This is a genomic window from Vibrio sp. V19_P1S1T109 (assembly GCF_002241375.1).
GTDB classification, from domain to species: domain Bacteria; phylum Pseudomonadota; class Gammaproteobacteria; order Enterobacterales; family Vibrionaceae; genus Vibrio; species Vibrio anguillarum.
Genome location: NZ_NDIM01000194.1, coordinates 1 through 7,379 on the forward strand (window position 1 = coordinate 1; position 7,379 = coordinate 7,379).

Genomic DNA, 7,379 nt, shown 5'->3' on the forward strand with positions numbered 1-7,379 from the left:
TTTCTTCTCCGACCAAATTAATTGGGATTATATTAATATTTTCAGAATAGTCAGCAAGACTTCGTTCTAAGAATTTTTTTAGATAAATTGCAGATCCTTCACCTGTTGTACAAATAGTAATGATAGTCAGTTTAAGGTTATGCGATTCTTTAAAAGACAGCAAATTATCTTCCTCATCAGTCTTTGTATTTCGCAACATTGCAATATTATCAATGGTCACTTGAAGGGTTTCGTCATAGATAAAGTCTAGAGGATATCCAAGCATAGCCTTACCACAAGCAGCTAATACATGAGGTGCACTGGTCATTGAAATTGTTTTTGTTTTTATGTTCAGCTCTTTTTCAATATCAGCACCAAAATTCATTAGTGACCCCATATCCACAAGTAAAAGAACATCACAGGCTGGTGATTTCTTCAAAAAATCAACGATTTTCGTATAAGTACTGGATGGTGAATCACTAAGAGCCATATTGAACCCAGTACAGTAAGTTCCACCAAGTAACTGATTACAGGTAGCTGCAATGGAAGTAGCAGTAGACTCACCATGATGAACAACAATCACTTTCACTTGATTTGAGGATAAGTTTAGCTTTTCATTTCCCGCTGCTATAAACATAGTCAGGAAACCAGCTTCATCATTAGGAGTGTGCACATCAAATGTTGAATTAATGATAGATAAGCATTGATTAGCTACTTTAAATTGACTTGGATACTGTTCCTTAATTTCTTTAAGTTTTGGGTTATTTATTTTTTTATTATTACGTAACCTAACCAGCAAATTTGCGATGTGAAGTACCATAGCATATTTAATACTATCCGGTAGTACGTTGCCTAACTGTGATTGACACAAAGCCGATATATCTTCAACTAGAGCAATAGTTGTTTCACCAGCTAATTTCTCCAGATTTTTATTACTATGATCAGACTGAGCAACCTCGATACAATGACCGAGATAATTATTTATATCACTTGAAACTATTTTATCTAACTGTTCTTCTGTACTACCAATTTGTTTTAACTGATTTACCCTTTTATCGATAAGGTCATAGATGCTTTCTGTTTTACCCATAGCAAAATCAGACACATTAGAAAGATTATCCTCTGTGAAGAGGTAATACCGTTGATCAATACAGTTTAAGTGTGTCCATATCTGCCTGTGTTCCGTATATAAATTTAGTCCAGATTTTATATTTTCTGGCAAGCTATAGCTGGATATTTGCAACTCGGACTGGCGACCAGTGACAAAGTCAGCATAAGATTTGGCACAAAGTATTCGAATATCACCTTCTAATTGACCAATATTTGATGGGCAATCATAGCCAAGTAACGATCGAACGGCATTGATTGAAACTTTAATCGGTCTCTGTAACCGTGCTGATTCTTTAGAAATAAAACTAGTAATTAGGTTTAATCTTTCTTCAATACTGCGTTCACGTAATGGTGGAAGCGTGATTCGCATGGGTATACGTCTTACGAAGGTGTTTAGCAGTTCTGACTCAGGATTTTCGGTCGTTGCGCAGAGAATCAGAACTTTAGATTTGCGTTTTGTATCTGCTTCTCCTAACCGCCGATAAAGCCCTGTATCGATGAAAGTGAATAACATCTCCTGTCCCTCTGGAGGTAGCCGGTGCACTTCATCTAAAAATAGTATCCCACCATCAGCAACATCAATTAGCCCTGGTCGATCACTGTCAGCACCTGTATAAGCACCTTTTTTACAACCGAATAACTGTGAAACAAGTAACTGGGGGTTATTTGAATATTCTGCACAGTTGAATATTATAAATGGTGCATCATTGGACAGGCAATTGAGCTGCATTGCACTCTGATGAACTAAGCTAGCAAACATCGATTTACCCGTTCCCGTTTCTCCTTGTAGCATAATATGCATACCATTGGGCGGGTATAGAATGGCCGCTTTTGCTTGCTCTGCTGCACCATAAAGACTAGGGCACATCGTTTGGATCTGATCTAAAGCCGTAGACTCTTCACTAGGCTCTGTGCGCTGCTCTGTTACTGCACGATAATAAACAGGGCGAATTCCAGATTTTATTACCTTACCTTCTTGACATAGCTTATTTAAATCACCACTGACATTCGCACGATCAAGACTCAACTCTTCTGCTATATCGCGAGTTGTCATGCCTAGTTTGTGATTGTTATTGACTAAGTATTGGAAAATAGAATCTATTCGCTTCATTATTGATCTAACATTTAACGTAGGTTACGGAAATAATACAACAATTCGGTGTAGAACAATATCTATATAGCTGCTAACAATCGGCGTTTTTCAAGCTAGTAAGTTAACAACTTGATAGTGAATAGCCACTAGTATAGTAACCACTTCTAGTATGACCTAAAGTATGTCAAATTATTGCTCAGTGAAATAATGAATCAACTAGACGTAACTTGGAATGGGGCAAAAGTGTGTTGACGGCTCACTAATCACTCCACTCTGAAACACACTCAAAATGATAAACGTTAATGCATTCATTCAAAGTTATAACTTTACACCCTCACTGTAACCCTATGATTTTTATTAAACTATATACCGACTGATAAATTCTCCAACACCTTATCGATGTTTTCTGTACCGTTAGGCTTCAAACTCCTACAATGCAAGGCAGAGGGTCGGTGAAGGCTAAGCTTTCACTTTTACATATTGAATAATCAACAATGCATTTGATTGCCTTGGTACCGTCATCATTCAAAAGGAATAATATGTTGAGCAAAGGATGGATATTGCTTGCCGCCGCAATCATCAGTCAAGGAGCATGGGCACTCGCTCCTTGCGGGACAGACAGTGGCATAGGGGACTGGTGCAACCTAGATATTAATCAGCTACACCCCACTCAGGCCGGGGTTGGTCAACAACAAGTTGATAAAACACAAGCCAAACTGGCGACAAAAAGCCCAGCACAACTTAAGAAGTACATGAAAAAGAAAAAGATTCCGGTAATCGTAGATGCTGATGGCCAGTATTGGTTGGTTGACCGACATCATCTGACTAAGGCGCTTTGGCAGCAAGGTGTGAAAGAGGTGACCGTCCACATCCTTGCTCACCTCGACAACAAGGAGAGCTTTTGGCAAGACATGCAAGGCAACCACTGGACATGGCTGCGCGATGAAAAAGGAGCCCCGCTAACTCCCGATCAATTACCTGCACACATAAGTAAGCTACCCGACTACCCCTACCGCTCTTTGGCAGGTGAACTACAAGATGCCGGTTATTACAGCAAGCATGAACAGGTTTATTTTGTTGAGTTTGCTTGGGCTAGCTGGCTTGGGGAGCAAATGAATTGGGTGCCAGTCAATGCGAGTACGCTCCCAGAACGACTCGAACAAGCTGCACAACTGGCATGTAGCTCAGCCGCTAAGGCTCTGCCTGGTTACCCCGGAGAGCAGTGTTCAACTATGCGCCACCTCATCAACACGACAAACTAAGATTCTATCGCAAAGCGAGATTTAAATAAGACTCATCATTTTGAAGATACAATTAGCCTGCGAGCGAACAAATAGCTCGCAGGGCGTTGTTCGATAAGATGAATATGTATTTTGTTACAAATCGCCCTCTTGTCTTGTGGTTCAGTCAATGATTTACTGTCGCTTCCTTAGCAACAGAGGCTTTTATTGACAATGGACGACCCCTTCAGGCGACCAATATTTACTGATTCCCCCCTTTACCGTGCCCCCTTACTTAAGGAGGCCACATGTTAGAACTCTTCCTACTACCCGAAACTTGGGCAATATTTGCCACACTGCTTGCTTTAGAAGTGGTTCTTGGCGTTGATAATGTAGTGTTCATTTCCGTCTTATGTGAACGGCTCCCCGTTCAGCAGCGGCCGCTTGCGCGTAACTTAGGCATTTTGTTAGCGGTTACCGCTCGGATTGGTTTGGTTTTTTCTATCAGTTGGCTGATGTCGTTAACTGCACCGATAGTCGTTTGGTTTAGCAACGAATTATCTGGACGAGATTTTATCCTCATCTTCGGCGGTGCTTTTCTGTTATTCAAAGCAGCAAAAGAGTTGTGGAACTGGCTGATGCCTGATGAGCATTCACATACGACGACAGTAAGTGCTGGCCTTGCGGTCGTATTACTGCAAATTGTCGCGGTTGACGCGGTATTTTCCATGGATTCTGTAATCACTGCGGTGGGTCTAACTAACGACATTCCTATCATGGTCGCGGCCATTTTAGCGTCTGCGGTGATCATGATATTAACCGCAGCGCGCATTAACGCCTTAGTCACCCGTTATCCGGGTTTTAAAACGCTGGCATTACTGTTTTTAATGATGCTGGGCGGTTTGTTAATCGCGGAAGGTGTTGAGCTGCACATCAATAAAGGCTACGTCTATTTTGCGATGGCGTTTGGTTTGGCAATGGAGATTTGTCATATTCAATGGGCGAAGAAACAAGCAATCCAGATTAAGCAGTTACGTCCGTTAAAGCTATATACGTCTACGTCAAAGCTACATACGTCGAAACCATATTCGTTAAAAAGACCCATGCCTTTGCTAAGGTCAAAGTCCTCAGCACATTGAAGAGATAATTAATATCAGAGGGGCGAACAGCAACGTCGCCCTTTCTTCTATCCTAATACTATTGACGTTAAGCTAATTTACGCACACTAAATTGGCTCATTAACGCTTTTAAATCATTGGCTTGCTGTGATAAATCATTACTAGCGTTAGCGGTTTCTTCTGTGCTCACTAATACTTTGTCGCCTGAATCACGAATACCCAACAAATTTTGGCTGACTTCTTCAGCACTCACGGCTTGTTGCTCGCTGGCGGAGGCGACTTGCAAGTTCGATTGCATCAGTTCGTCTAACGCTCCCGCTATCGAATAGAGCTGAGCTTTTGCACTATCGACGAGTGTTGATGATTCGCTGATCTGCTGGTCATTATCTTCTATCGATTTTGCAGCAATTTGAGCTTTATTCACCAACACTTGGATCAAACTGCTGATTTCATGAGTCGCTTCTTGGCTGCGAGAAGCCAAAGCGCGCACTTCATCAGCCACAACCGCAAATCCTCTTCCTTGTTCACCCGCCCTTGCCGCTTCAATTGCAGCGTTGAGTGCCAACAAATTGGTTTGCTCTGAAATCGAATCAACCACTGAAACGAAATTCTGAATTTTATGTGTGCTGTCTTGTAACTCTAAGATCATTTTTTGTGAGTTAGCCGCGTTAATCACCAATTGATGGGAGATTTTTTGTGTCACATCCGTCGTCTCACAAGCCGCTTTAACGCTGTTATCTGCACGAGAAGTCGACTCTGCAGCACCTTCAGCATTACTCGCCACTTCTGTAATCGTTGATGCCATTTGCTCCATTGCAGCCGCAACTTGCTGAGTGCTCTCTTGCTGTACAAGCATCGCTTTACGGTTATTCTCTGCCAACACATTTAATTCCGTCACCAGCCCTGCAATGCTGTTTGCTCTTTGAATCACCTCACCAACGGTTTTACTCAACGAGTCCGCCATGGTATTCATACTTTGCGTCAACTGGCCGATCTCATCTTTTGACTCTGGCACAATGTGCTGATCAAAATGACCATTTGCCATTTTCGCCGCTATATTTCTCACTTTTAGCACAGAGCGAACAATTTGACGGCTGAGTAACGCCCCCATCACAAGGCCAAGAATTATCGAAACGACAGCTAATGTTATTGTGCCTTGCAATGCTCTGTGTTCTTCATCCTCAGTAATGAGAATAGAGGTTGCTGTTTTTTGCTCTAAATCGCGTAGAAAATGTTCAATTTCGGTATTAAATGCCTCTTGCATTTTTTCTAGCACGAGCACTTGTGGCGCAAGTTGTTCTACTGGCTCATTACTATTTAAGCGCTTGAGCAACTCAAATAAAGCCACCTCATACTGATAGTAATGACTTTCTAACGCTTCAAATGTTTGGTATCGGTTTTGACTCTCTTGATCAACACCCTTCGCTTGACGATGCTTCTTTGCATCACTGAGTATTTGCTTCGCTTGTGTCAATTCAGACTCCAACACTTTTGCGATGTTTTCTGTCTTCTGAGTAAGGTCTTTCAGCGCTTGTGAGTTGCCTTCGACAGGGATTTTAGCCAGTCGAAAAGCCTTTTCTAACACGATAGAGCTTTCCAACTGTTTGATGGTGATATCCGACGTCAACCGGATTAAAGGAATACTTTCATCCGCGATTTCTTCAATTTCGAGCGCAATACGATTCATTTTTAAAGCGCTAAAGCTTGCAACACCAACAATTAGGCACAGCATTAGCGTAATGAGCGAAATCATTTTTTGGGTAATCGATAAGTCTTTAATCCACTGCATAAATGCGCTCTCCAAACACAACCATTAAAGCCATTCGTTTATATGAATATTGTTATGCTGTTAAAGATAGTTGAGTAAAACCTAAAACACACTATTTCTAATACTAAGTAACTAGAGGTCATATCTGTTCAAGCGAGTAGAAAACTCTGCTTTTACTTATCAGTCAGTGTGTTAAAGACAAAAGCCCGAACGCTTGGGTTCAGGCTTTAAGATAGGGAACAAGGTCTACGGCGTTAGATGCGCTCTACACATTCACGAGCAATTACCAGCTCTTCATTGGTTGGGTTTATATTCATGGTAGATGTCATCAATATATTTTCTAATTCACTTTCGCCTATGCCTTTTGGGTTTATTCGGACGGTTGATTCAACCGATTTACTTGTAACAACATTTTCCAAGGTAATAAAGGTAGTATGATCATCAATATCCCTAATATGGTAAAAAAGTCTGGCACTTCATTGAATAAAGTAACACCAAATAAGGTGACAAATACCAGTCCTGAGTTCTCTGCTAGGGCAATAGAATTAGCAGGTGCTCGTTGATACGAAGCAACAACTAATCCGTTGTAAGTAAGAACCAAAGTTGCACTTGCCAAAATGAACAGCAGATTCGTGGTCGAAAGAGGCACCCAATGGAATATAGCTAGGCAGCCAGAGATCGGTAGTGAAAGTAATGATGTCCAAAAAAGCGTGCTGACAACAGTTTGCTCCGTTGGTAATTTTTTCGCGGTAAGGTTGAACAAGGCAATTGTAAATGTAGTAACAAGGGCGAAGACTACCGCCAATTCAAATTCTGATGGTCTTAAAACCACAATCACTCCTGAAAACCCTATAAGAGATAATACACTGCTCTTAATCGTTAGTTTCTCTTGGAGAAGTAAAATCGATAATGGAAGCATCATTAGTGGCGCAGCATGAAAAATCGCATTAGCCGTAGCTAAAGTTAAGTGAGTGATTGCAATTACCATGCAACCACTGCCTATTATAATTAGATGTGCCCTAAATAGATTGAGTTTAGCGCTATACAGTTTTCGCTTTTGCTTGGACTGCTTTAACCATAAAGGATAAATA

General features: G+C 41.2%; 5 protein-coding genes. 2 read left to right on the plus strand and 3 right to left on the minus strand.

Annotated elements, in window-relative coordinates:
- Positions 1 to 2,200 (minus strand): sigma-54-dependent transcriptional regulator (locus B9J87_RS09215; protein WP_094150399.1); only part of this gene is annotated, 2,200 nt, incomplete at its 3' end.
- A gap of 521 nt (positions 2,201 to 2,721) precedes the next feature.
- Here B9J87_RS09215 and B9J87_RS09220 point away from each other — a divergent pair.
- Both B9J87_RS09220 and B9J87_RS09225 read left to right on the plus strand, forming a co-directional pair.
- Positions 2,722 to 3,444 carry a ParB-like protein gene (locus tag B9J87_RS09220; RefSeq protein ID WP_094150401.1) on the plus strand — a complete coding sequence of 241 codons (723 nt, stop codon included), beginning with the start codon at positions 2,722 to 2,724 and terminating at the stop codon, positions 3,442 to 3,444.
- Between the two features lie 266 nt (positions 3,445 to 3,710).
- On the plus strand, positions 3,711 to 4,541 hold the full coding sequence (locus B9J87_RS09225) for a TerC family protein (RefSeq protein ID WP_017050009.1): 831 nt from the start codon (positions 3,711 to 3,713) through the stop codon (positions 4,539 to 4,541).
- A 67-nt stretch (positions 4,542 to 4,608) separates the two neighbouring features.
- Here the strand turns inward: B9J87_RS09225 and B9J87_RS09230 are convergent, their stop codons facing one another.
- Together B9J87_RS09230 and B9J87_RS09235 are read right to left on the minus strand one after the other, a co-directional pair.
- The gene (locus tag B9J87_RS09230; protein WP_094150403.1) at positions 4,609 to 6,309 is read right to left on the minus strand and encodes a methyl-accepting chemotaxis protein; all 1,701 of its coding nucleotides are present in this window, start codon (positions 6,307 to 6,309) and stop codon (positions 4,609 to 4,611) included.
- A 349-nt stretch (positions 6,310 to 6,658) separates the two neighbouring features.
- A partial coding sequence (locus B9J87_RS09235; RefSeq protein ID WP_254918124.1) for a DMT family transporter occupies positions 6,659 to 7,379 on the minus strand: 721 nt, incomplete at its 5' end.

Coding starts and splice junctions, on each gene's coding strand:
- B9J87_RS09220 (WP_094150401.1), top strand. CDS start 2,722: ATGTTGAGCAAAGGATGGATATTGCTTGCCGCCGCAATCATCAGTCAA.
- B9J87_RS09225 (WP_017050009.1), top strand. CDS start 3,711: ATGTTAGAACTCTTCCTACTACCCGAAACTTGGGCAATATTTGCCACA.
- B9J87_RS09230 (WP_094150403.1), bottom strand. CDS start 6,309: ATGCAGTGGATTAAAGACTTATCGATTACCCAAAAAATGATTTCGCTC.